This window comes from Escherichia sp. 93.1518 (assembly GCF_013368915.2).
Lineage (GTDB): Bacteria > Pseudomonadota > Gammaproteobacteria > Enterobacterales > Enterobacteriaceae > Escherichia > Escherichia ruysiae.
Genome location: NZ_JABWMT020000089.1, coordinates 1 through 1,310, shown reverse-complemented (window position 1 = coordinate 1,310; position 1,310 = coordinate 1). Strand labels below are relative to the sequence as shown.

Below are 1,310 nucleotides of genomic sequence, written 5' to 3'. Positions count from 1 at the left end.
TGAGCAATACCCTGCAATTTCGGGTGATCGCTGAGATATTTCAGGGAGGCTTTGTAGTCTTCCAGCAACAGTTCAGCGAAGTCCATTTCGAAGCCACGGCGGCACATAATACGCATCACCACAATGTCGGTGGCTTCACCGCCGAGGGTGAAGGCCGGAACCTGCCAGCCGCGCAGGCGCAGACGTTCAGAGAGGTCATACAGGGTGTATCCCGGATCTTCGCCGTCTTTCAGTTTGAAGCAGACCGCCGGAATACCTTCGTCCGGGCGACCGGTGCAGATGAATTCATACGGTCCCAGTTTAGCGATTTCATCCGCCAGGTAAGTGGCGACCTGGTAAGAGGCGTTCTGTACTTTGGTGTAGCCCTCGCGACCAAGGCGCAGGAATTCATAGTATTGCGCAATTACCTGACCGGCGGGGCGAGAGAAGTTGATGGCGAAAGTCCCGATTTGACCGCCGAGATAGTCAACGTTGAACACCAGTTCTTTCGGCAGTGCTTCTTCATCACGCCAGATAACCCAGCCGCAGCCCAGCGGAGCCAGACCAAATTTATGACCTGAAGCACTGATCGATTTCACGCGCGGCAGGCGGAAGTCCCAGACAATATCAGGAGCCACGAACGGCGCCAGGAAGCCACCGCTGGCGGCGTCGATGTGCATGTCGATGTCGATACCGGTATCAGCCTGGAATTTATCCAGCGCATCGTGCAGCGGTTGCGGGAACTCATAGTTACCGGTGTAGGTCACGCCGAAAGTCGGCACCACGCCGATGGTATTTTCGTCGCAGGCTTCAATCATGCGTTTCGGGTCCATAAACAACTGACCCGGGCGCATAGGGATCTCGCGCAGTTCCACATCCCAGTAGCGGGCAAATTTATGCCAGCAGATTTGCACCGGCCCGCACACGAGGTTGGGTTTATCGGTCGGTTTACCTGCGGCTTCCATACGTTTGCGCCAACGCCATTTCATTGCCATCCCACCGAGCATACAGGCTTCGGAAGAACCAATGGTGTTGGTGCCAACGGCCTGACCGTTTTTCGGCGCAGGCGCGTGCCACAGGTCGGCAACCATGTTTACACAACGCAGGTCGATAGCTGCGGACTGCGGATATTCTTCTTTATCGATCCAGTTTTTGTTGATCGACAGATCCATCAGCTTATGAACATTTTCGTCGTCCCAGGTCTGGCAGAAAGTCGCCAGGTTCTGACGGGCGTTACCGTCGAGAAATAATTCATCATTGATAATCTGGAATGCGATGTCATCGCGCATTTCGTGCAGCGGAAAACGTTTAGATTCCGCGATAGTGGAAAT

1 protein-coding gene is annotated in these 1,310 nt (G+C 54.5%); it reads right to left on the bottom strand.

Annotated features, from left to right (window positions below; all coding sequences use genetic code 11):
* The coding region (locus tag HEN21_RS22490) for a glutamate decarboxylase (RefSeq protein WP_183082954.1) at positions 1–1,310 on the bottom strand (1,310 nt) is incomplete at both ends.